A 20,498-nucleotide genomic window follows, 5' to 3' on the forward strand; every position below is an offset into this window, starting at 1 on the left:
CTACTCTTCAAGCTGTGGCGCGGTACTCATCAGCGGCATGGGGCTGCCTCCGGCGGGCGCCCCTCCACCTTCCGGGCCCGCACGTTCTCCAGGAACGTTTCCTCCGGCATCGGCCGGCCATGCAGCCAGCCCTGCTGGGACGGGCAGCGGTTGGCCTGCAGGAAGTCGGATTGCTCCTGCGTCTCGACCCCCTCGGCCACCACGTGCAGCCCGAGGTGGGAGCCCATCGACAGGATCGAGCAGACGATGCCGACGCTGGCTGTGTCGCCGGGCAGGCCGTTGATGAAGCTGCGGTCGATCTTGATCTCGTAGAGCGGCAGCTGCCGCAGGTAGGAGAGGCTCGAGAAGCCCGTGCCGAAATCGTCGATCGAGAACCGCACGCCCAGTTCGACCAGTTCCGCGAGGCGTTCCGCCGCATGGTTCACGTCGGTGATCAGCAGGCCTTCCGTGATCTCCAGGATCAGTCCGGACGCGCAGGCGCCGGTCGCCGCCAATGCGTGGCGGACTTCATCGACGAAGCCCGGGTGCTTGAACTGCGCCGGGCTGATGTTGATGGCCAGGGTCAGCGAGGGATCTTCCCGGTGCAGGTCGGCGAGGATCCTGCAGCCGGTCTTCAGCACCCAGGTGCCCAGTTCGATGATGAGGCCGGAGGCTTCCGCCAGGGCGATGAACTGGTCCGGCGGCACCATGCCGCGCTCTGGATGCCGCCACCGCAGCAGCGCCTCGCCCCCTGTCAGCCGGCTGTGGGCATCGTGCTGGGGCTGGACCTGCAGGAACAGCTGCTCCGAGCCGATGGCCGCATGGAGATCCTGCTCCAGCGCCAGGCGTTCGTGGAAGCCCGCCAGCATGTTCTCCTCGAAGAACACGGGATGGTTGCCGCCCTGCGTCTTGGACCGGCGCAGCGCGAGTTGCGCTTCGCGCAGGGCATCGAGGCCGCTGGCCGTACCGGCGTGGATGAGGCTGATACCCGCACTGGTGCGGATGCTCAGGGAGCCCTGGCCCACGTTGAACGGCGCGGCCAGGCTGTGGAGCAGCTTGGCGGCGACACCTTCCACCAGGTGGCGGGCGTCGTGGTCGAGGCGGCCTTCCGTGCGCAGCACCACGACGAATTCATCGCTTCCGGTGCGTGCCAGCGTGTCTCCACGCCGCAGGACGCGTTTCAGCCGCCGTGCGGTTTCGCAGAGCACTTCGTCGCCGACCTGGGTGCCGCGGGCCACGTTGAGCAGCTTGAACTGGTCGATGTCCAGGCAGATGACGCCCGTCGCCCCCTCGCCGCCTGCCACCAGGCCCTGCTCCGATGCCAACTGTTCGAGCAGGTGCCGGCGGTCCATCAGGCCCGTCAGGGCATCCCGCTGCTGTGGTGCCGCGGCGGCCGGACGTCCGGTATCTTTCCGGGATTCCGCGGCGTCTTCGTCCTGGCTGGTGATGCCGGTTTCGGCGATGGCGATTCCGCCTTTGCCTGCCTGCTTGACGGCATACATCGCCGCATCGGCGGCATGGATCAGCGTCTTGACGCTGGTGGCGTGCGCCGGGTAGCTGGCCACGCCGACGCTCGCGCCGACCCGGGCCGATTCCCCGTTGGGCAGAACGAACGGCATCCTGAAGCTGTCGATCATTTGCCGCGCCAGGTCCGACACGCTGGGGTGGAGTGCGTCCACGCCCGTGATGACCACCACCAGTTCGTCGCCGCCCAGCCGGCCGATGACGTCGCAGTTGCGCTGGAAGAGCATGCGCAGCCGCCGGGCGGCTTCGACCAGCACCGCATCCCCGGCGGCGTGGCCCCAGCGGTCGTTGACGGACTTGAACCCGTCGAGATCGATGAACATCAGCGTGACGTCGCCCGGGTCACGGCCCGGATGGACGGCATGGATGTGCTGGCCGAGCAGGGCTTCGATATAGGAGCGGCTCTTGAGCCCCGTCAGCGCATCGTGCTCCGCGCGGTAGCGCGCGGCGCTTTCCTGGTTCTTGCGGCGGGTGATGTCGTAGAGCACGCCCTCGACGTACTGCTCCGCGTCATCGGCGGTTTCCATGCACGACACCATGCAGTGGACCCATACCTTCGTGCCGTCCGGGCGGATCAGTTCGAGATCTTCGGCTTCCGGCTCCAGGGAGGTGCGGGCCCTTTCGATCAGCTGCAACAACTGGGCCGAGCGGACGAAGAAGGTCGAGATGAAGTCCCCGGCATGGGCGTCGATCCCCTGGCCGGCCTGCAGGTGGAGCAACCGCGCGAAGGCCGGGTTGGCGTGCAGCAGCTGCCCGGCCGGCGAGAGGATGAAAATGCCCGCGCTGGTCGAGTCGAATATGCCCCGGTAGCGTGCTTCCAGCGCGGAGATTTCCTCGCGCATGCCGCGTTCGCGTTCGAGTGCGTCCTGCTGCAGTTCCAGCAGGCGGTTGACCGCGGTGGTGACGATACCCACTTCATCGACGGCATGGCGCGGGTCGATCGAGATGCGGCGGGCCGTGCCGGGCATGATCATGGCCAGTTCTGCCGCCAGCCGGTGCATGGGCCGGGACAGCATGCGCCGGGCCAGCATGCTGAACACGCCCAGCACGCCGGCCAGCAGCACGGTGATCGCCGCGACCAGCTGGGCCGCCTGCCAGCCTGCCTCGGCATTCATCCGCTGGTAGTTCAGCCAGACCTGCAGATCGCCGATGGACCCTTCGCGCCTGAAGGGCGACACCAGGGGCGACTGGAAGGTCGGCTTCGTCGGGGAATTTCCGTCGGTGGCATCCAGTCCGGCATCCGGGTTGGCCTTCGCCGCCATCGTGATGCCGGCGGCATCGCGGACGCCCACGCGGGCGACCGAAGGATGGTGGGCCATGCCGTCCAGCAGTTCCTTGAGCAATACCTCGTCCCGCGCATATACCCCGATCGCCATCGTCTGCTGCACGGCCGCGGCGATGGCGCGTGCGGAGGCTTCGGAGTTTTCCAGGTAGTGCGACTTGGCGCTGAGGTACAGGACGATGGCCACGAGGGCCGCCATCACGCCCGCTACGCTCACGACCGCCCACTGGAAGCGGCGATGGAGGCTTTTACTGCGCATGGGGAGCAGGGCGGTGGTTGGAAGGCACGTGCAGCATCACGGGAGGTGCATCACCACCCGCACCGAGTTGTCCTGCGGGGGGCGGGTGACGTAGCCGATGGCCGAGGGATCGTTGCGCAGGCGCTGCAGCATGGCCGTATCGTCCTCGGCGGTCTGCGGCGGCCGCACCTGGCCGGTGAAGTGCAGGCGCGCCCAGTAGCTGTTGATGCGGGCGATGTCCATGCCGGTCAGCAACTGGTAGAACTCGGCGCGCGCCGGACTGTCGCGTTTCTGGTCGAGCGGGGTGGCCGTACTGCCGTCGGGGAAGGCGCGGGTCCTGCCGGTATAGATGGCCACCAGTTCGTTCTGGTTCACGGACTGCAGCGGACTCTGCGCGGACACCACCACGTAGATGGGGGCGGAAGCCACGGTGAATTGCAGCGCATGGACCGCCAGCGCGATGGCGGTCAGCATGCGCGGGAGGTTCGGGAGTGCGCGTGGCATCACTGGCCCCATACGAAATCGACCAGCAGGGACACCAGCGTGCCTTTTGCAGCCTGCCCGTCGTGGTTGCGCCAGCCTGCTGCGCCGTTTTGCCGGACATGGAACCGGTCGACCTGGAGCTTGAGCGCGGCATTCGATGCGAAATCCCATCGAAGACCCACGCCGAACGTGCTCTGGTCGAAGCGGAACTGGTTGGCCGCGTAGGTGGCGTAACCCGCCAGCATCTGGGCCTGCCGGGCCGCGGCGGGTCCTGCCGCGGGCGCCAGCGAAGAGGCCACGTCGGGAGTGGCCAGGGCCGCCTCCTGCGGCTTCACCCGGCTGGCGAGGGCGTAATAGGTGACCGTGTCCCTGCGCCATGCGGCGCTGGCGTAGGCCCGGTAGGCATCCAGCGTGCTCCCGGGAATGTTCAGGCGGCTGCCTTCCGCCACGAAGGTCCAGGGGCCGCTGTCATATTGGGCTGCGAGCGCGAGGTAGCTGGTCGCGCCACCTGCCCAGAGCCTGTCGCCGAGCGGTGCGACCGCCTCCCGCACGCCGGGGATGGGAGACTGCCGTAGGCTGTCGATGCCCTGGCGCAGCGCTGCGTATTCCGGCCCCTGGTCCAGGCTCACCCGGGAATGCATGTAGCTGAGCTTCAGCAGCAGCCCGCCCGCTTCCCGCGACAGCCCGACCGCCAGGATGCCGTCCGCTTTCGCCGGCCGGTGGGACCGGCCGCCGTCGGTGGTACTGGTGCTTATCGTGCCGGTGGTGGCACGCAGGCGCCACGACGAACTGCCCGTATCCCATCGCTGCTCCACATCCAGGCCATCGATGGCCACGACCGGCGCGAAGGCGTAGAAATCGATCGGCGGGCGCGCCCAGGTGAATGCATAGCCGACGTTGCGGCTCTCGGAGTACAGGAACAGGTCCGGGCTGACCCGGCCCATGCGGAGGCGGGTATTCGCCCATGGCCGGTAGCCGACATAGGCCTGCTCGATCGCTTCGCCGGAGAATGCCCCCTTGGCCCTGGGCAACAGCACGCCCTGCGCGGCGGCCTCCCAACCGCTGCTGTGGTTCCAGTCGATTTGCGCGCCGAACCTGGAATCGGTCGCAGCGCTGAGGTCTGCCGCTGCGCCTTTCTGCGCGGTGCTGCGGATCAGTCCCCAATGCGGGGCACCGGTCTTGTGGACCACGCCCACGGTGCCGAAGCCGCTGAGGGAGACATTGTTGTCCGTGGCCTCCTGGGCCTGGAGAGGCATGCCCGAACCCAAGGTGAGCGCCAGGGCGGCAAAGGAGATTCTGTGCACAGAACGGGCCCCGGGACGCGGAACTGTCTTCGACCGCCGCGTCGCAGGGAGAGAGGTTGTTCTGGTGATCAAGATGGTCTGCGAGCCAGGGAATCCTGAATCTTCCGAAAATGGATTGAATAATCGATATCCATGATTATTCGTTTAATTCGCGGAATAAACGGATGAATCAACTGCAAACAAATTGTACTTCTTGATTCATTTTGATGTCAAAAAAGATATTTTTGCGGTTTTGTTTGTTGTTTTTTTGGAAAATATGTCATCATATTTCCCGAGCCCATGTAGGACGCCATTCCCGCTGAAATTCATTCCTGGTTGGCCACAGGGAGTTCATCCGGCGGCGCCATCCTGTTAGAGTGCATGCAATGCGCCGGCCTTCCATCCGGCGCACCCGAACAATGGAGCAGTGAAGCTCCCACCGATCGTCCAGGTCGGTGGGAGCTTTTTTTTTGGAGGGCAGGGCGTATGCCAAAAGGACAATCGGCCCACTGGCGGGTGGGGGTGCTTTTCTCCACCACGGGCGTCACAGCCGCGGTCGAGCGGACGCAGCGGGCGGCCACGCTGCTGGCGATCGACCAGATCAATGCGGCGGGCGGGGTGCTGGGGCGCAGCATCGAGCCCATCGTCCACGACCCGGGCTCGCAGCCGCGGCGCTACCGCGAGCTGGCCGAGCGCCTGTGCGACGTGGATGGCGTGACGGTGATCTTCGGCGGGTACATGTCCAGCACGCGCAAGGCGATGCTGCCGGTGGTGGAGGCGCATCGCGCGCTGCTGTTCTACCCCACGCTCTACGAAGGCTTCGAGTATTCGCCCCACTGCGTCTATACCGGCGCCGCGCCCAACCAGAACTCGGTGCAGCTCGTGCGGTACCTCGCGGGCCACTATGGCAAGCGGGTGTTCCTGGTGGGTTCCGACTACGTCTATCCGTATGAGTCCAACCGCATCATCGCGGACCTGTTCAGGCAGTCGGGTGGCAAGGTGCTCGACGAGATGTACGTCCCGCTGCGGGTGGCGGACATTGACATGGGGAAGGTGCTGCGGCGCATCCAGGCCGCCCGGCCCGACGTGGTCTATTCCACCGTGGTGGGCGACGGCATCGCCCGCTTCTACGAGGCGTACCGGGAGGCCGGCTTCGACACGCGCACCCACCCTATCGCCAGCCAGTCGACCCAGGAGGCCGAGGTGGCGCAGATGGCGCCCGGCGTGGCCGAGGGCTGCATCACCGCGGCGCCGTACTTCTCGACCCTGCAGTCGGAAGCCAACCTGCGCTTCGTGGAGGCCTACCGCACGCGCTACGGGGCGGACATGCCGATCACGGCATGCACCGAGGCGGCGTATTTCCAGGTGTACCTGTATGCGCAGTCGCTGGCCCGCTCGGGCGGCGACCGCATGAACCAGCTGCTGCCGCACCTGCACCAGCACGCATTCGATGCGCCCCAGGGCGTGGTCCGCATCGATGGCGACAACCACCATACCTACCTCTGGCCGCGCGTGGCGCGCGTCGATGCGCAAGGCCTGTTCCAGGTGGTGGACGACCCCGGCTTGCAGGTCAAGCCCGACCCCTACATGATTGACAACCGGCTCGATCCGCTTGAGCGGAGACTGGCCTGACAGCAGGAGGCAGGATGTCTGTTGCCAAGTTGCGCGAACTGCTCGAGCTGAAGGTGGTGGTCGTGCATCCGCCCGACGAGGAAGGCGCGGCCCTGATCGGCCACATGCGGCGCATCGGCTGCCTGGTCAGTTCGGTCTGGCCGATGCCCACGGCCCCGGCCAACAACACCGACGTGCTGTTCCTGCTGATCGACGGCGAGGAGAGGGCGGCCACGACGGCATTCCTCAAGGCCCTGCCGCAGCCGCGGCCGACGGTGATCGCCATCGTCAATTACGAGGATCCCGGCACGCTGCAGATGGTGCTGGAAAGCGGGGCCCTGGCGGTGGTGCAGAAGCCGATCAAGCCGCTGGGCCTGCTGGCCACGCTGGTGACCGCACGCAGCCTCTGGACCGAGCGCCAGGCGCTGGCCAAGGAAAACCGCAAGCTGCGCCGCAAGATCCTGAGCGACCAGACCATCAGCCGCGCCAAGACCATCCTGATGGTGACGAGGCAGCTGGACGAGGCGGCGGCCTACCAGACGATCCGGGAGCAGGCCATGGCCAAGCGGGTGCCGATGGACGACATCGCGAATTCGATCATCCACATGGAATCGCTATTGAAATCTTCCGCATGAGCCGATATAAATACGGCACCGCATCGCAATTTGAATTGACGGTGTGGTGACTGCGGCATCCCCTGTTCACAGGCCATGACGCGGTTGGTCCGGCAAGCGGTCAACGCTTGCCAGGCCCAGGCAATGAAGCCTCCCGGAGCGGTCATCCCGCGCCTGGAGGTTTTTTTTTGCCTGCGCCCGACAGTGCTGTCGGCTGGTTCTGCTTCGTCCCGGTTCATCAATCCGGCGGTGCGCTCCATGCCTGCGCCGCCCTGTCAACAAGGATCCGCCATGCCGAACACGACACGCCGTCGTCTCCTCGCCTCGTCCGCCGCCACCGCGGCCGCGCTCGCAACGCCTGCCTGGATGCGCTCAGCCCACGCTGCCGAAACCATCAAGGTCGGCGCCCTGTATTCCCAGACCGGAGGCCTCTCCATCGTGGAGAAGATGCTCGCCAACGGCGTGCTGATGGCCGTGGCAGAAATCAACGCCGCCGGCGGCGTGATGGGCCGCAAGGTCGAGGTGGTGGTGGAAGACGGCGCGTCCGATCCGAAGATCTTCAACGAGAAGGCGTCCAAGCTGGTGGTGCGAGACCGCATATCGACGGTGTTCGGCTGCCACACCTCCGCGAGCCGCAAGGCGGTGCTGCCGGTGTTCGAGCGACGCAATGCGATGCTGTTCTACCAGACGCACTACGAAGGCTTCGAGTGCTCCAAGAACGTGGTGTACAGCGGCGCCGTGGCCAACCAGCAGCTGGGCAACTACATCCCGTGGATGGTCAACAAGCTGGGCAAGAAGAAGATCTTCATCGTCGGCTCCAACTACGTCTATCCCCGCGAGATGGCCAAGGTCAGCAAGAAGCTGATCGAGCAGGCGGGCGCGCAGTGGGTGGGCGACGAATACCTGGAGCTCGGCCACTCCGAGTGGGCCAGCATGGTGCGCAAGATCAAGGAGTCGGGGGCCGATGCCGTTCTGTCCAACGTGGTGGGCGACTCGATCATCGCCTTCTACCGCGAATACAAGAACCAGGGCATGTCGCAGGCCGCCGTGCCGATCTGCGCCACCGTGACCGGCGAGATCGAGATCGCCGCGATGGGGGCCGAATACGCGGCCGGCAGCTACACGTCGGTGCCGTATTTCATGTCGATCGACACGCCGGCCAACAAGTCCTTTGTGGAGCGCTACCGCAAGTTCGTCAACGACCCGAAGGCCGTCACCTACCACTCGCTGGAGGCGGCGTACTTCCAGGTGTTCCTATGGAAGCAGGCGGTGGAGGCCGGCAAGTCCGCGACGGCCGATGCGATCCGCGCCCACATCGGCGGCCAGTCGTACGACGCGCCCGGCGGCAAGGTGCTGATCGACCCGGAAAGCCTGCATGCCTGGGTCACGCCGCGCATCGGCCAGTGGCAGGCCGACGGGCAGAGCAAGGTGGTGGATGCCGCGCCGAAGCCGGTGCGGCCGCTGCCGTACTTCGCCTACGGCGAGACCGACACCAACCTGATGTGCACCGCCAAGGGTGCGGTGAACGTCAAGTCCTGAGCTCCCGGGCGCCTTGCGGCCGCGCCACCCGGCGCGGCGGCGCCTGCCATTTTCCACGGGAACCATATGCTGGATGTCTTCTTCATCGGCCTGAGCGTGGGCGCGATATTGCTGCTGGTGGCGCTGGGGCTGGTCATCACCTACGGCGCCATGGGCGTGATCAACATGGCCCACGGGGAAATGATCATGGTGGGCGCCTACACCGCCGTGCTCGCGCAGATCTGGCTCGGCTGGGGGCTGGTCGCCTCGATCCCGCTGGCCTTCGCCAGCGCCGCGCTGCTCGGCCTGCTGATCGAGCGCTGCGTGGTCCGCAAGCTCTACGGACGCCTGGCCGACACGCTGCTGGCGACCTGGGGCGTGGCGATCCTGGTGCAGCAGGCGGTGCGGCTCGAAGGTGGGCTGAGCTTCTTCGGCATCCACGTGCAGGGCCTGGGGCCCGGGCTGCAGAACCTGCCGGTGCCGGAGATGCTGCAGGGTGTCGTGCAGGTCGGCGGGGTGGCCATCAATGCCTATCGCGCGTTCATCGTGGCGAGCACGGCGGTGCTCACGCTCGGCACCTGGTTCCTCCTCTACCGCACCACCATCGGCATGCAGGTGCGCGCGATCATCCGCAACCCGCGCATGGCCGCGGCATGCGGCATCGACGTGCAGCGCGTCAACGCCTGGACCTTCGCCTTCGGCGCAGGCCTGGCGGGCGTCGCCGGAGTGCTGGTGGCAGGCTTCAAGACCGTCTCGCCCGACATGGGCACCACCCTGGTGGTGGACGGCTTCCTCGTCGTGGTGGCGGGCGGCCTGGGCAGCCTGCTGGGCGCGGTGGTGACGGCGGGCGTCCTGGGCGAGGTCAACGGCGTGATCGCCACGCTGTCCAACGACATCGTGGGACGGGCCGTGGTCTTCGGCCTGGTGATCCTGCTCATCGTCGTGCGGCCGCAGGGGCTTTTCTCTTTCAAAGGGCGCTGAACCATGACTGCCTCCTTCGACCGGCGCGCGACCTTCGCCGCCTACGGCGCCTTCCTCCTGCTCGTGGCCCTGGCCCCGCTGGTGCTCGATGCCTTCTGGCTCAACCGCATCGCCAAGTACCTGGTGTACGGCATGCTGGGCGTGGCCATCGCCCTGGGCTGGGGCTATGCCGGCATCCTGAACCTGGGGCAGGGCCTGTTCTTCGGGCTGGGCGCGTACATGCTCGCCATGGCCCTCAAGCTCGCGAGCCCCGCCAGCCAGCAGCCGGGGGCGCACGGCCCGGTGCCGGACTTCATGCTGTCCAACGCCGAGCCGGGCGCCATCGTCGATCTGTGCTGCATCAACCGCGGCGCGTTCCTGTGGCAGCCGTTCCAGCACCAGGGCTTCGGCCTGGCGATGGGGCTGCTGCTGCCGATGGCGGTCGCCTTCGTGCTGGGCGCGGTGGTGTTCCGCAAGCGGATCGCCGGTGTCTTCGTCTCGATCATCACGCTCGCGGTGGTGCTGCTGGTGCGCCTGCTGCTGGTCGATGCGCAGCCGCTCACCAATGGCTTCAACGGCCTGACCGACCTGGCCTGGCTGCGCATCGGCGGACTGGAATTCGACCCGTTCGGCCTGCCGGCCTACTACCTCGTCGCCGGCACCCTGGCGGTGGTGCTGGTGGGAACCCGGCTGCTGGTGGCCACGCGCGCGGGCCTGATCCTGAAGGCCGCGGGCGAAGACCCGCAGCGCGCCCGCTACCTGGGCTTCGACGTGGCGCACTACCAGACCTTCTTCTTCACGCTGTCGGCCGGCATCGCCGCCGTGGCCGGCATGCTCTACGTGGTGGTGGCCGAGTTCGCCTCGCCCAGCTTCATGGACCTGGCGTTCTCCATCAGCATGGTGGTGTGGGCCGCGGTGGGCGGCCGGTCGTCCCTGCTGGGGGCCTGCCTGGGCGCCATCCTGATCAACCTGCTGGAGGCCACGGCCAGCGAGACGCCGGCCCTGGTGGAGGCATGGAAGGTGGTCGTGGGCCTGGTGTTCGTGCTGGTGGTGCTGTATCTGCCCAAGGGCATCGCGGGCTGGGGGCACGACCTGCTGGCACGCCGGCGCAGGCCTGCCGCGCACGCCGGGAAAGCCTCGCAGGCCGCGGAGCCCGTGCCTGCCCTTCCCGCCCGGGAGGCCGCATGAAAGCCGTCGCACTGCAATTGGACGACATCGGCGTGCGCTTCGGCGGCTTCAAGGCCGTGGACGGCGTATCGCTCACCGTGCACGAAGGCGAGCTGCGCGTCCTGCTGGGGGCCAACGGGGCCGGCAAGACGACGCTGATGGACCTTGTCTCCGGCAAGACGGCCAGCACCCAGGGCCGCATCCGGCTGTATGGCCGCGACATCACGCACTGGCCCGAGTACCGGGTGGCGCGTGCCGGCATCGGCCGCAAGTTCCAGATTCCGAGCGTGTTCCGTGAGCTGAGCGTGCGCGACAACCTGCGCGTGGCCAGCTGCCGCGAGCGCTCGATCCTGCGCAACCTGCGCTTGCGCTTCGGCAGTGTCGCCGAGACGCAGATCGACGAGATCCTGGCACTGACCGGCCTGGAGGCCGATCAGCACCGGCAGGCCGCGTTCCTGAGCCACGGGCAGACGCAGTGGCTGGAGCTGGGCCTGCTGATCGCGCAGAAGCCGCAGGTGCTGCTGCTCGACGAGCCCACGGCGGGCATGACGCAGGCCGAGACGCTGCGCACCTCGCAAATCCTCAAGGCCCTGCGCGGCCGCCACACCATCCTGGTGGTGGAGCACGACATGGCTTTCGTGCGCGAGATCGCCGAGCGCATCACGGTGCTGCACCTGGGCAAAGTGCTGGCCGAGGGCGACGTGGAGGCCATCGAACGCGATCCCCGGGTGCGCGAGGCGTACCTGGGTTCACACGGGATCAGCACGCCATGCTAGAACTGAAGAACGTCCACAGCTACTACGGGCGCAGCCATGCGCTGCACGGCATCGACCTGCGGGTGCCGGCCGGACAGGTCACGGCCGTGCTCGGGCGCAACGGCATGGGCAAGACCACGCTGCTGCGCACCCTGGTCGGCAGCCTGGTGCACAGCACGGGCGCCATCCTGCTGGACGGCGCCGACATCGCCGCGCAGCCCACCCACCTGCGCGCGCGCGCCGGCATCGCCTACGTGCCGCAGGGCCGCGAGATCATTCCCGATTTCACCGTGCGGCAGAACATCCTGATGGGCGCCTTCGCCCGCCAGGGGCCGCGCGAGGTGCCGCCGCTGGCGCTGGAGCTGTTTCCCTACCTGGCCGCGAACCTCGACCGCCCCGGCGGCGTGCTGTCGGGCGGCCAGCAGCAGCAGCTGGCGATCGCCCGGGCGCTCGCCGCCGCGCCCAAGGTGATGCTGCTCGACGAGCCGAACGAAGGCATCCAGCCCTCGGTCGTGCAGGAGATCGAGGCCGCCATCGTGCGCCTGAATACCGAGCTGGGCATGACCATGGTGCTGGTGGAGCAGAACATCGGCTTCGCCCGCCGCGTGGCCAGCAGCTTCGCCATGCTGGAGAAGGGCGCGATCGCGGTCGCCGGCCCCGTCGCCGGCCTGACCGATGCGGTGGTCGATCGCTACATGACCATCTGAGCCGGCTCCAGTCCCCCTCCCGCTGTTTCTCCGTTGTCCATCCACAGGAGCCCTTCATGGTCCCGTCACCCTTTACCGCCGCCGCCGTCCAGTTCGAACCGGTCCTGAATGCCAAGGAACGCAATGTGCAGGCCCTGCTCGCCCTGGTGGAAGAAGCTGCCGCGGCCGGCGCGCGCCTGGTCGTCACGCCCGAGATGGGCACCACCGGCTACTGCTGGCACGACCGCGACGAGGTCGCGCCGATGGTCGAGCCGGTACCCGGCCCCACGACCGAGCGCTTCGCCGCCCTGGCCCGCGCGCGCGATTGCCATATCGTCGTCGGCATGCCCGAGGTGGATCCGTCCACGAATCTCTACTACAACAGCGCGGTGCTGATCGGCCCCGGCGGCGTCGTCGGCGTGCACCGCAAGAGCCATTCGTACATCTCCGAGCCGAAATGGGCCGCACCCGGCGACCTGGGCCACGCGGTGTTCGAGACGCCGCTGGGCCGCATCGCCCTGCTGGTCTGCATGGACATCCACTTCATCGAGACCGCGCGGCTGGAAGCGCTGGGCGGCGCCGACGTGATCTGCCACATCAGCAACTGGCTGGCCGAGCGCACGCCGGCCCCGTACTGGATCACCCGCGCGGCCGAGAACGGCTGCTACCTGGTCGAGGCCAATCGCTGGGGCCTGGAGCGCACCGTGCAGTTCAGCGGCGGCAGCTGCGTGATCGCGCCCGATGGCGAGATCCTGGCCGTGGTCGATGACGGCGACGGCATCTGCTACGCGCAGATCGACCCGGCCCGCAGCCGCGCCCGCGCGTTCCTGGGCGAGCCGGTGATGGCCCAGCGCCGGCCGGAGCACTACCCCGCGTTGATGACCAACACCTTCCTGTGGAACCCGTCGGATTTCTTCCGCCTCTACGGGCACCGCCCGCTGCCGCCGGGCCGGCGGTCGGCGGCCTCGGTGGCGCAGTTCGCGCCGCAGCCCGAGGCCGGCGACAACCTGGCCGCCATCGCCCACTGGGCCGAGGAGGCCCGGCTGCGCGACGGGGCGGAACTGGTGGTGTTCCCCGAACGGGCCCTCACGGGGCTTCACGACCCCGCCCACGGCGCCGTGCCGGCCGACGGCGAGACCGTGGATGCGTTCGTGCACATCGCGATGCGGCTCGGCCTGTACCTGGTGGCGGGCTTTGCCGAGCGCGATGGCGACCGGCTCTACAACAGCGCGGTGCTGGCCGGGCCCGAGGGGCGCATCGGCGTCTATCGCCAGCTGCACCTGGCGCAGCAGGACCGCGCCTGGGCCACGCCCGGCGAGCGCTGGGCCGTGCACGACACGCCGCTGGGCCGCCTGGGCCTGCTCATCGGCCACGACGCGAGCTTTCCGGAGGCGGGCCGCGTGCTGGCGCTCGAGGGTTGCGACATCATCGCCTGCCCCGCGGCGCAGGGCGGGCGATTCACCGGCGCGCATGCGGGCTCCGCCGTGCGGCAGAACTACCCGATCCCCACCGGCAGCGATCCGCTCCACTGGCACCTCTACCGGGCACGCGCCGGAGAGAACAACGTCTATCTGGCGTTCGCCAACACGCCCGATGGAGGGCGCAGCGGCGTCTTCGGCCCCGACAGCTTCGAGTTTCCGCGGCAGGAAAAGCTGGTGTGGGAGGCGGAAGGCGTCGCCAGCCTGGCGATCGATACCCGGACTGCCGAGGGCAGCCGCTATCCGACCAGCGTGGTGCGCCGCAAGGACCTGGTGCTGATGCGGCTGCCGCACCATTACAAGCCGCTCATCGCCACCGGCGGGTAGCCGCCGGCGAGCGGCTCGCCGGCGCCATCCGGGCGGGGGCACGTCCCGCGTGCTATACATTGACTGAAGCAACACACCATCCGAGAGGACCGCATGCCGATGTCGATCACATCCCTCCTGAAATCCTCCGTCGCAGCGCTGGCGATCGCCGGCAGCGGAGCGGCGTCCGCCCAGGGCACGCCCATCGATGCCGCGGCGTTCGACGCGCTGGTGGCGCAGGGCCCCGTCGCCAGCGCCGAGACCATCGCCGCGAGCCCCTGGGCCAGCCAGATCAAGCAGGCCGGCACGCTGCGCCTGGGCGGCACCCAGACCTCGAACCTGTTCTCGCTGCTGAACGAGAAGGACGGCAGGATGCGCGGTTTCGACGCCGGCATCGCCCAGCTCCTGACGCGCTACATCCTGGGCGACGCCTCCAAAATCCAGTTCACGCAGGTGACCTCGTCCACGCGCGAGCAGGTCCTCATCAACGGGCAGGTGGACACGGTCATCGCCACCTATTCCATCACCCCCGCGCGCGCCGAGAAAATCTCCTTCGCCGGGCCGTACTACACCTCGCAGGCAGGTGTGCTGGTCAAGTCGAACAACCAGGCCATCCAGTCCGTCAACGACCTGGGCGGCAAGAAGGTCGCCACGCAGGCGGGCTCCACGGGGCCGGCCATCCTCGCGCAGTTCGCGCCCAAGAGCACCGTGCAGGAGTTCCAGACGCACCAGGAGGCGCTGGATTCGCTGCGCCAGGGCCGCGTGGCCGCCTACGTGACCGACTACACGCTGCTGCTCAACACCCTGAGCCTGGGCACCGGCGACGCCAAGCTCGCGGGCGCCCCGTTCGGCGCGCAGGACCCGTACGGCATCGGCCTGCCCAAGGGCTCGGACGGCGTGGCTTTCGTGAACGCGTTCCTGAAGAAGATCGAGGCCGACGGCACCTGGGCCAAGCTCTGGACCATCGCCATCGGCCAGCGCACCGGCAGCACGGCCGTCCCCACGCCGCCCGCGCTGCCCTGAACCAATGGGCGAGGTAACCAGGCTCCTGGCCGACCAAGGGCCTGCCTTCTGGCAGGCCCTTTTGCTGACCTGGAAGCTCACCGCGCTGTCGTTCGTGCCGGGTGTGCTGCTGGGCATGGGGGTGGCGATGCTGCGGCTCTTCCCGCTGCCGCCGCTGCGCTGGGTGCTCACCCTCTACGTCGAGACCTTCCGCAACATCCCCAGCGTGGCGCTGCTGATCTTCATCGTGTTCGCGCTGCCCGATCTCGAATTCGTGATCGACTACGAGCCCAGCGTGGTGCTGACCCTGGTGCTGGTCTGCTCCGCATTCACGGCCGACTACGTGCGCTCGGGCATCAACACCATCCCCGGCGGCCAGGTCGAGGCCGCGCTCAGCCTGGGGATGCGGCCCGCGCGCATCATCTGGTCGGTCGTGCTGCCGCAGGCGATGCGCTCCGTGGTGCAGCCGATGACGTCGCTGCTCATCGCGCTGATGCTGTCCACCTCGCTCGCATCGCAGGTGCCGTTCCCGGGCCGGGAACTCACCACGCTCGTCTCCAAGATCGCGACCGACTCCGCGGCCGGCATGGCCGCCTTCGCCGTCGCGGCCACGATGTATGTGGCCAGCGGCCTGTTGATCGCCTGGGCCGGCGCCGCCCTGGACAGGAAGCTGCGGATCCTGCGATGAACCGGTCCCTCGAAGACATCCTGTTCGGCGCGCCGAACCCCCGCACCCGCAACCTCATCCGCGGGATGAGCGTGGTCGCGGCGGGCGTGCTGCTCCTGCTGGCGGCCGGCATCGCGCTCCGCTTCCATGCCGCCGGGCAGCTCGATGCCCGCTACTGGAAATTCTTCGCCTGGCCGACGACCTGGGCCTTCCTGGCCAAGGGCCTGCTCGGCACGCTGGCCTCGGCGGCGATGGCCGCGGTGATCGCGCTCTCCCTCGGGCTGGTGCTGCTGGCGGGGCGCCTGGCGCGGACGCGCTTTGTGCGCTGGCCGGCCGTCGCGGCCATCGAGTTCCTGCGGGGAACGCCCACGCTGCTGCTCATCTACGTGTGCTTCCTGGTGCTGCCATCGGCCGGTATCAAGCTCGGCACCTACTGGATGCTGACGCTGCCGATTGGCCTCAGCACCGCCGCGGTGGTGGCCGAGGTCTACCGCTCGGGCGTGCTCGCCGTGCCCCGCGGCCAGGCCGATGCCGCGCGCAGCCTGGGCATGAAAGAGACCCAGGTGTTCTTCTCCATCGTGTTTCCGCAGGCGCTGCGCTACATCGTGCCGGCCCTGGTCGCGCAACTGGTGATCGTGGTGAAGGACACCACCTTCGGCTATGTCGTCACCTATGGCGAGCTGATGCAGAACGCGCGGGTGCTCATCGCCAACTACCACTCGCTGATGCCGGTGTACCTCATCGTGGCGGCGCTGTACTGCCTGGTGAACTACGCGATTTCGCGGGCGAGCCGGCGGCTGGGGCGGCCGGTGCATTGAGCGCGGCCGGATGCCGGGCGGTGGATCAAAACCTGCCCCACGAACCGGCGATTCGGCGATAACCGCGGCGGGCGTGCGCGGAGAGAGGCCGCTGCGGTTCGGCGAGTTTTACTGCGGCTACGCCCGGCTGCTGCTCGCGACCAGCGAAGCCGCCAGCAGCCGCGCGGACTTCGTGCTCACGCCCTTGCCCGTGATCGACAGCGCCGGCGGATGGGCGAGCATGCGCGCGAACACCTGCTGCACTTCGTCCGCACGGATGTTGCCGATCAGCGCGATCGTCTCGGCCAGCGGCGTCACGGTGCCGTGCGCGAACACCTCCTCCACGGCCCGTTCCATCGTCGCGAAGGGCCGCTCGCTGGCCCGCACGCGGGAGACGGTGAGCTGGTTCTTCGCGCGCTCCAGGTGCACCGGATCGATCGCGCAGGTCTGCGCCCGCAGCAGCTCGCCCGTGGCCTGCACCAGCGCCTCGACCTTGTTCGGCGTGGTCACGGCATGCACCACGAAATTCAGCCACGCGTCCCCGCTGTCGATCGTCGCATCGGCGTTGTAGGCCAGGCCCAGCCGCTCGCGCACCGTGTCCACCAGCGGCGAGGACATGCCGCCGCCGAACAGGTTGGCCGCGAGTGCCGCGGCCAGGCGCCAGCGTGGTGGCAGCAGGGCCTGCACCGTGCCGGCGCCCCGCCGCTCCGGCGCGCCAGGACCGGGCAGCGGATAGGCGATGTTCAGGAACACCTGCGACACCTGCGTGAAGCGCCGTGCCACGGCCTGGCCGACGTGCGGAGCGGGCGCGGGCGGCTGTACCCCGGCGTCTTCGGCCGGCAAGCCCGATGCGGACACAGGCACGGGCATGGCAGAGAACAACTCCTCCGCGCGCCGCATCCACGCATCGACGTCGAAGTTTCCCGCAGCCGCGACGATGGTCTTGCCAGCCACGTAGTGCCGCCGCACGTGCCGCACGAGGTCATCGCGCGTGAAGCCTTCGATGTTCTCCACCGTGCCGATCACCGGCATGCCCATGGGATCGTCGCCCCACAGCGCGCGGTCCAGCAGGTCGCTGGAGCTGTCCTCCGGGTCCTCGTCGTACTCGATCGCCTCCTGCCGGATAACGTCCAGCTCGCGCTGCAGCTCGGCCTCGGGGAACGTGCTGTGCAGCACGATGTCCGCCGTCATGCCGAGCAACTGCAGCGCGTGCTGCCCCAGCCCGGTCATGAAGTAGCCGGTGCTGTCCTTGCCCGTGTAGGCATTCACGTCCGCGCCCAGCCGCTCCGCATCGAGGTTGATCGCCTGCACCGAGCGCGTGGCCGTGCCCTTGAACGCCATGTGCTCCAGCACGTGGCTGATGCCGTTGGTCTCCGGCGTCTCGTCGCGCGAGCCCACGCGCAGGAACACGCCGACGCTGGCGCTCTGCACGTGGGGCATGGGGAGGGCGAGGAGGCGGACGCCGTTGGGGAGGGTGTGGAGGAGGGGGGAGGGGGGATGGGCCATCGGTGGTTGGGGCAGGGAGTCTTTGCGGCTTCTATCGGACAGATGCGGCGCATCGTCCTGTGGCTCTCTGCCTGCATGCTGCATTGTCGCCGGGCGGTGATGGAGCATGCGATACGCAGGGCGTTGCGTCCCGAGGACGGATGAACAGCAGATTGGCAGGTCGTTAACTATTAATAGGATCAATAAATTTTGTTGATGCTGATGGCTGCTTCCCATAGGCGCGCGCGCAAACGAACATTTGCAAACAAATTGCCCGCATCGGAAGCCTTTTCAACTCATTGTTACGCCTTCTATCATCGCGGTCGTTTCAACTTGACTCTGCAGCAACCTGAGGGGCTGCAGCCATCACAATGACACGCCGCGTCACCATCCAGACGCCCCTGGGAGAACAGCTGCAGTTCCGGCAGCTGCGGGGCAGCGAGGAGCTGAGCCAGCTTTTCTCCTTCGACATCGACCTGCTCTCGGAAGGGCGCGACATCGATCCCAAGGCGCTGCTGGGCAAGACGGCGACGGTGGAGATCGAAACCGAAGGCGGCGGCAAGCGCTACCTGGACGGCCTGGTCACGCGCTTCGGCATGCAGGGGCAGGACCATCGCCTCTACTCCTACCACCTGCGCCTGCAGCCCTGGCTCTGGGTGGCCACGCGGCGGCAGGACTTCCGCATCTTCCAGTTCAAGACCGTCCCGCAGATCGTGCAGGAGGTGCTGGGCCGCTACGGCTACCCCATGCAGCTCAAGCTCACGCGCGCCTACCGCGCCTGGGACTACTGCGTGCAGTACGGCGAGAGCGACTTCGACTTCGTCTCGCGCCTCTTGGAGCATGAAGGGGCGTACTACTACTTCCAGCACGCGAGCGGCCAGCACACCCTGGTGATCGCCGATGACATCGTGGCCGGGCACGAGCCCCTGCCGGGCGCGGCCGTGATCCCGTTCTACCCACCCGAGAAGTCGGCCGTGGCGGACCGCGAGAACATCCATGCCTGGACGCTGGGCGAGGAGATCAAGCCAGGCCGGTACTACAACGACGACTACGACTTCAAGAAGCCGAGGTCGGACCTCTCCAACATGCGCCAGCAGCCGCCTGGGCACGCGCACGACGCGTACGAGATCTACGAATGGCCAGGCGGCTACGTGCAGCACGGCGACGGCGAGCAATACGCCCGCGTCCGCCTGCAGGAAGGGCTGACGGGCCACAGCACCGTCCGGGGTGAATCCCGCCACCGCAGCCTCGCGACGGGCTACACCTTCACCCTGGAAAATTACCCGCGGGGTGACCAGAACCGGCAGTACCTCATCACGGGCGTCACCTACCACCTGCACGAGAACCCGCGCAGCTCTTCCTTCAACAGCGCCAAGCCGGGCGAGGCGCTCAAGCACAACGAGGAGCAGGGCTCCTTCCAGAAATTCAGCCTCACGGCCCAGCCCACGAGCCTGCCCTACACCCCGGCCAGAACAACACCCAAGCCACGCACCACGGGCCCGCAGACCGCCGTCGTGGTCGGCCCGGCCGGAGAGGAAATCTGGACCGACGAATACGGCCGCATCAAGGTGCAGTTCCACTGGGACCGGCTGGGGGCGATGGACGAGAACTCCAGTTGCTGGATGCGCGTGGCGACGAGTTGGGCGGGTTCGGGCTTCGGCGCGATCTCCATCCCGCGCATTGGGCACGAAGTGGTGGTCGACTTTCTCAACGGCGATCCGGACTACCCGCTGGTCGTGGGCTGCGTTTACAACGCCACGAACATGCCGCCCTGGGCCTTGCCGGGCAATGCCACGCAGTCGGGCATCAAGACCAAGTCGAGCAAGGGTGGGGCGTTCGGCGACGGGATGAAGAACGGCGCGGGCGACGCGAACGCGATCCGCTTCGAGGACAAGAAGGGCGCGGAGCAGGTGTGGCTGCATGCGCAGAAGGACCAGCTCATCGAAGTGGAGAACGACGAGGACCATTGGGTGGGCCAGGACCGGCGCAAGACCATCGACCGGGACGAGACGAACACCATCCACCGGGACCGCACGGAGACGGTGGATCGCAACGAGAAGATCACGGTGCATGGCTGGCGCACCGAGGAAGTGGATGGCGACGAGACCATCACCATCCACTCCAACCGCACGGAGCGGGTGGACCACAACGAGACGATCTCGATCGGCGACAACCGCGACGAGACCGTGGGCGCCAACGAAGACATCCGCATCGGCAGCCACCGCAGCAAGACCGTCGGGCAAAGCGAGAAGGACCGCATCGGCACCAGCTGGAACATCCGGGTGGGCACGATGAAGACCGAGACCATAGGGATGACGGCCATGCAGAACGTGGGCCTGGCCAAGATGGTGAACGTGGGGCTGGCCTACAGCGTCAACATCGGCGGCGTGCGCAACGACATCGTGGGCGCCAACTGGACCCGCACGGTCATCGGCAGCGACTCGGTGAGCGTGGGCTCGGACCGCAAGGCGAGCGTGAGCGGCACGGACAGCCTGGAGGTGTCGGGCGCGCTCACGGTGAAGGCCAAGACCATCACGCTGGAGACGGGCGACGAGATCACGCTGCGCTGCGGATCGAGCACGGTGCGGCTCACGCCCGCGCTCATCGAAGTGCTGTCCTCGCTGGACAAGCTCAACTGCTAGACATCCGTGAAACGTGCTCCG

At 67.7% G+C, this 20,498-nt stretch carries 16 protein-coding genes; 12 read left to right on the forward strand and 4 right to left on the reverse strand.

Features of this window, described 5'->3' with window-relative positions; translation table 11 throughout:
• Window positions 1–29: 29 nt before the first annotated feature.
• The 3 genes from T336_RS0118345 to T336_RS0118355 are packed head-to-tail and all read right to left on the reverse strand — an operon-like array spanning window position 30 to window position 4,762.
• Window positions 30–3,044: a diguanylate cyclase domain-containing protein gene (locus T336_RS0118345; RefSeq protein WP_026433640.1), complete on the reverse strand. Its 3,015-nt coding sequence runs from the start codon at window positions 3,042–3,044 to the stop codon at window positions 30–32.
• Window positions 3,045–3,080: 36 nt separating this feature from the next.
• Window positions 3,081–3,497: a hypothetical protein gene (locus tag T336_RS0118350; protein ID WP_234384322.1), complete on the reverse strand. Its 417-nt coding sequence runs from the start codon at window positions 3,495–3,497 to the stop codon at window positions 3,081–3,083.
• Window positions 3,498–3,526: 29 nt separating this feature from the next.
• Window positions 3,527–4,762: a hypothetical protein gene (locus T336_RS0118355; protein WP_035226498.1), complete on the reverse strand. Its 1,236-nt coding sequence runs from the start codon at window positions 4,760–4,762 to the stop codon at window positions 3,527–3,529.
• A 513-nt stretch (window positions 4,763–5,275) separates the two neighbouring features.
• Here T336_RS0118355 and T336_RS0118360 point away from each other — a divergent pair.
• The 11 genes from T336_RS0118360 (at window position 5,276) to T336_RS0118410 (ending at window position 16,371) form a co-directional block, all read left to right on the forward strand.
• Entirely contained in the window at window positions 5,276–6,421 is a 1,146-nt protein-coding gene (locus T336_RS0118360) for a transporter substrate-binding domain-containing protein (protein ID WP_026433642.1), read from the forward strand.
• A gap of 14 nt (window positions 6,422–6,435) precedes the next feature.
• The gene (locus tag T336_RS0118365; RefSeq protein WP_013596065.1) at window positions 6,436–7,035 is read left to right on the forward strand and encodes an ANTAR domain-containing response regulator; all 600 of its coding nucleotides are present in this window, start codon (window positions 6,436–6,438) and stop codon (window positions 7,033–7,035) included.
• Between the two features lie 270 nt (window positions 7,036–7,305).
• Window positions 7,306–8,553, forward strand: coding sequence for a transporter substrate-binding domain-containing protein (locus T336_RS0118370; RefSeq protein ID WP_026433643.1), 1,248 nt, complete (start codon window positions 7,306–7,308; stop codon window positions 8,551–8,553).
• Window positions 8,554–8,619: 66 nt separating this feature from the next.
• A complete protein-coding gene (urtB, locus tag T336_RS0118375) occupies window positions 8,620–9,513 on the forward strand; it encodes an urea ABC transporter permease subunit UrtB (RefSeq protein WP_026433644.1) in 894 nt (297 codons plus the stop codon).
• A 3-nt stretch (window positions 9,514–9,516) separates the two neighbouring features.
• Window positions 9,517–10,680: an urea ABC transporter permease subunit UrtC gene (gene urtC / locus T336_RS0118380; protein ID WP_026433645.1), complete on the forward strand. Its 1,164-nt coding sequence runs from the start codon at window positions 9,517–9,519 to the stop codon at window positions 10,678–10,680.
• The gene (gene urtD / locus T336_RS0118385; protein ID WP_026433646.1) at window positions 10,677–11,435 is read left to right on the forward strand and encodes an urea ABC transporter ATP-binding protein UrtD; all 759 of its coding nucleotides are present in this window, start codon (window positions 10,677–10,679) and stop codon (window positions 11,433–11,435) included. The genes urtC and urtD overlap by 4 nt, the downstream gene beginning before the upstream one ends.
• The gene (gene urtE / locus T336_RS0118390) at window positions 11,429–12,121 is read left to right on the forward strand and encodes an urea ABC transporter ATP-binding subunit UrtE (RefSeq protein ID WP_019701472.1); all 693 of its coding nucleotides are present in this window, start codon (window positions 11,429–11,431) and stop codon (window positions 12,119–12,121) included. The genes urtD and urtE overlap by 7 nt, the downstream gene beginning before the upstream one ends.
• 56 nt (window positions 12,122–12,177) lie before the next feature.
• Window positions 12,178–13,905: a nitrilase-related carbon-nitrogen hydrolase gene (locus T336_RS0118395; protein WP_026433647.1), complete on the forward strand. Its 1,728-nt coding sequence runs from the start codon at window positions 12,178–12,180 to the stop codon at window positions 13,903–13,905.
• Between the two features lie 99 nt (window positions 13,906–14,004).
• Complete coding sequence (locus T336_RS0118400; RefSeq protein WP_026433648.1) at window positions 14,005–14,907, forward strand: glutamate ABC transporter substrate-binding protein; 903 nt, start codon at window positions 14,005–14,007, stop codon at window positions 14,905–14,907.
• Window positions 14,908–14,911: 4 nt separating this feature from the next.
• Window positions 14,912–15,574: an amino acid ABC transporter permease gene (locus T336_RS0118405; protein ID WP_026433649.1), complete on the forward strand. Its 663-nt coding sequence runs from the start codon at window positions 14,912–14,914 to the stop codon at window positions 15,572–15,574.
• Window positions 15,571–16,371, forward strand: coding sequence for an amino acid ABC transporter permease (locus T336_RS0118410; RefSeq protein ID WP_026433650.1), 801 nt, complete (start codon window positions 15,571–15,573; stop codon window positions 16,369–16,371). The genes T336_RS0118405 and T336_RS0118410 overlap by 4 nt, the downstream gene beginning before the upstream one ends.
• A 117-nt stretch (window positions 16,372–16,488) precedes the next feature.
• On the opposite strand, the gene T336_RS0118415 is transcribed toward T336_RS0118410, so the two are convergent.
• Window positions 16,489–17,856, reverse strand: coding sequence for a M16 family metallopeptidase (locus tag T336_RS0118415; RefSeq protein WP_026433651.1), 1,368 nt, complete (start codon window positions 17,854–17,856; stop codon window positions 16,489–16,491).
• A gap of 350 nt (window positions 17,857–18,206) precedes the next feature.
• Between T336_RS0118415 and T336_RS0118420 the strand changes: the two genes are divergently transcribed.
• Window positions 18,207–20,477, forward strand: coding sequence for a type VI secretion system Vgr family protein (locus T336_RS0118420; protein ID WP_026433652.1), 2,271 nt, complete (start codon window positions 18,207–18,209; stop codon window positions 20,475–20,477).
• Window positions 20,478–20,498: the final 21 nt, after the last annotated feature.

Source organism: Paracidovorax oryzae ATCC 19882 (assembly GCF_000687165.1).
GTDB lineage: Bacteria > Pseudomonadota > Gammaproteobacteria > Burkholderiales > Burkholderiaceae_C > Paracidovorax > Paracidovorax oryzae.

Bases quoted from the DNA above. Each gene is read 5' to 3' on its own strand.
- T336_RS0118345 (WP_026433640.1), bottom strand. From the start codon at position 3,044: ATGCGCAGTAAAAGCCTCCATCGCCGCTTCCAGTGGGCGGTCGTGAGC.
- T336_RS0118350 (WP_234384322.1), bottom strand. From the start codon at position 3,497: ATGCTGACCGCCATCGCGCTGGCGGTCCATGCGCTGCAATTCACCGTG.
- T336_RS0118355 (WP_035226498.1), bottom strand. From the start codon at position 4,762: ATGCCTCTCCAGGCCCAGGAGGCCACGGACAACAATGTCTCCCTCAGC.
- T336_RS0118360 (WP_026433642.1), top strand. From the start codon at position 5,276: ATGCCAAAAGGACAATCGGCCCACTGGCGGGTGGGGGTGCTTTTCTCC.
- T336_RS0118365 (WP_013596065.1), top strand. From the start codon at position 6,436: ATGTCTGTTGCCAAGTTGCGCGAACTGCTCGAGCTGAAGGTGGTGGTC.
- T336_RS0118370 (WP_026433643.1), top strand. From the start codon at position 7,306: ATGCCGAACACGACACGCCGTCGTCTCCTCGCCTCGTCCGCCGCCACC.
- urtB (WP_026433644.1), top strand. From the start codon at position 8,620: ATGCTGGATGTCTTCTTCATCGGCCTGAGCGTGGGCGCGATATTGCTG.
- urtC (WP_026433645.1), top strand. From the start codon at position 9,517: ATGACTGCCTCCTTCGACCGGCGCGCGACCTTCGCCGCCTACGGCGCC.
- urtD (WP_026433646.1), top strand. From the start codon at position 10,677: ATGAAAGCCGTCGCACTGCAATTGGACGACATCGGCGTGCGCTTCGGC.
- urtE (WP_019701472.1), top strand. From the start codon at position 11,429: ATGCTAGAACTGAAGAACGTCCACAGCTACTACGGGCGCAGCCATGCG.
- T336_RS0118395 (WP_026433647.1), top strand. From the start codon at position 12,178: ATGGTCCCGTCACCCTTTACCGCCGCCGCCGTCCAGTTCGAACCGGTC.
- T336_RS0118400 (WP_026433648.1), top strand. From the start codon at position 14,005: ATGTCGATCACATCCCTCCTGAAATCCTCCGTCGCAGCGCTGGCGATC.
- T336_RS0118405 (WP_026433649.1), top strand. From the start codon at position 14,912: ATGGGCGAGGTAACCAGGCTCCTGGCCGACCAAGGGCCTGCCTTCTGG.
- T336_RS0118410 (WP_026433650.1), top strand. From the start codon at position 15,571: ATGAACCGGTCCCTCGAAGACATCCTGTTCGGCGCGCCGAACCCCCGC.
- T336_RS0118415 (WP_026433651.1), bottom strand. From the start codon at position 17,856: ATGGCCCATCCCCCCTCCCCCCTCCTCCACACCCTCCCCAACGGCGTC.
- T336_RS0118420 (WP_026433652.1), top strand. From the start codon at position 18,207: ATGACACGCCGCGTCACCATCCAGACGCCCCTGGGAGAACAGCTGCAG.